This is a genomic window from Bacteroides pyogenes (genome assembly GCF_014196225.1).
In the GTDB taxonomy this organism is placed as follows: domain Bacteria; phylum Bacteroidota; class Bacteroidia; order Bacteroidales; family Bacteroidaceae; genus Bacteroides; species Bacteroides pyogenes_A.
Map to the genome: position 1 here is coordinate 65,706 of NZ_JACIDI010000007.1, position 2,221 is coordinate 67,926.

Sequence of the window (2,221 nt, forward strand, 5' to 3'; positions counted from 1 at the left end):
ATGAGCCAGCGGACGGAGCTACGGAATGCCGAACGCTATCCTCCTCGAAAGAGCTTGCAGCCAACCCATTAGCAGCAAATGAAGCAGATGAGCCAGCGGACGGAGCTACGGAATATCGGACAGCATCCCTCGCGGAAGAGTTTGCAGCCAACGCATTCACGCCAGACGAACCAGATGAAGCAGATGGCACAGCAGGCGGAGCTACGGAATGCCGGACAGCATCCCTCGCGGAAGAGCTTGCAGCCAACGCATTCACGCCAGACGAACCAAATGAAGCAGATGAACCAACAGGCGGAACTCCGGAATGCCGGGCACTATCCTCACGGGAAGAGTTTGCAGCCAACGCATTCACGCCAGACGGAGCAGATGAACCAGCGGACGGGCCCACAGAATGCCGCGCAGCATCCCTTCCGCAGGAAGTTTCAGAAAAAACCTCCTCCTTTCCCCTCTTCCTCTTCCCTTCCTCCCCTGTTTTTCTCAGGGGAGGACTGAGGAGGGGATCTTTTTTGCTTTGCTGTGCTATGCTATGCTGTGCTATGCTATGTGTACCCGATGTTACATTTTCGGGGATAAATGTTACATTTTCAACAGCTGAAACGTCTTCGCCGTCACCCTGATTTACACAGCAGGAAAGGGTGTTTTCATCCGTATCTTCCTTGTTTTCAACCGATTCCTCTACTGTCAACAGGCTGTATGCCGCCTCCAAACCCGGAACGTTCCTACGACGGGTGCTGAAAAGATACTGGCGCTGTATTTCGGCGGAAGTCAGTATGCGCTCGCGCTCGAACAGTCCGGCGTCAAACAGTCCGTACTCCACCGCAAGGCGGATGATACGCTCCACATCGTCCGCGCTGTTTTCGTACAAACCCGCCGAAAGATCTTCGTAAAACAAACGGTCGGCGCGGACATAATAACCCTCGCCGGCATAAATATACGACAGCACTTCTACCAGAATGCCGAGAGCGGAGTCGCCCCCGCGTTTCATGAGGCGGCGCACGGCACGGTCGTGGATAAAATCTGTGTTCAGAGGGAAATAATCCAATCCCTTTTTCTTTATTCTTGCCATACTACTATGATTATTGTAACTATTTTTATGATAAAAAAGGTTTATGATTCTCGCTTCTTCCCAAATCGCCGGATGCATCCTTTGGAGAAACGCAAGACTTCCTCCCCCCTGCATATCCGATTCCGGACACCGGGTGAGGAAGTCCACTCGCTTATCACATCAAGGCCCCGCGTCCGAAATCAAAGCCACCGTTTCACCCGACGGGCGAGGAAGCCCACTCGCTTATCACATCAAGACCCCGCGTCCGAAATCAAAGCCACCGCTTCACCCGCCGGGCGAGGAAGCCCTCACGCTCATCACACCAAAGCCCCGCGTCCGAAATCAAAGCCACCGTTTCACCCACCGGGCGAGGAAGCCCTCACGCTCATCACATCAAGGCCCCGCGTCCGAAATCAAAGCCACCGTTTCACCCGCCGGGCGAGGAAGTCCACTCGCTTATCACAGCAAAGCCTTCTCTTCTTCCTCCAGCATCCTCCTCTTTTTGCACTCAACGCTAAGCCGTACCACCCGGAGAGCGTTCAGAATAAACCGGATACGCGTCTCCCGGTCCTCGATCTCGGTGATGACAGGATAGGGAAGGCGGACGGACGAGGCGATACGGACGGCCTTTTCGCTCGTGTACTTCCGACGGCTCAAATCTTTGCGGCACTCTTTGCAATAACTGTCCGGACAGCGGCTTTTCTTTCTCATATAGAAGCAATCCAACGGGAGCTCTCGTTTGCAACTGCTACAAATTACGGTGGACACGGATTGTCGTGCCGATAAAGAAAATTCAGGTTTCATGATATTCAAATTTTTTATGTTGAAAAAATGAGTTATTTATTTACAATTCATATATCCGGCATGGCGGGCATATATCCTTATCAGGGCAGGCATACACAGGTTATCACAGCAGATGTATGGCTTATCAGGCAAGCATATATAGCTATTGCGGCAAGCTTCTGATTCACCGAAGAGAAGCACATATCTTTATCACGGCAAGCATATATAGTTATCACGGTAAGCATATATGGTCATCACGGTAGGCATATATGGTCATCACGGTAAGCATATATGGTCATCACGGTAAGCATATATGGTCATCACGGTAGGCATATATGGTCATCACGGTAAGCATATATGGTCATCACGGTAAGCATATATGGTCATCACGGT

General features: G+C 51.4%; 2 protein-coding genes. Both read right to left on the reverse strand.

The genetic code is table 11. From position 1 onward, the window contains the following. A partial coding sequence (locus GGR07_RS06540; RefSeq protein ID WP_183200472.1) for a DUF4373 domain-containing protein occupies positions 1 to 1,066 on the reverse strand: 1,066 nt, incomplete at its 3' end. A 438-nt stretch (positions 1,067 to 1,504) separates the two neighbouring features. Next, the gene (locus GGR07_RS06545) at positions 1,505 to 1,849 is read right to left on the reverse strand and encodes a hypothetical protein (protein WP_027325102.1); all 345 of its coding nucleotides are present in this window, start codon (positions 1,847 to 1,849) and stop codon (positions 1,505 to 1,507) included. Positions 1,850 to 2,221: the final 372 nt, after the last annotated feature.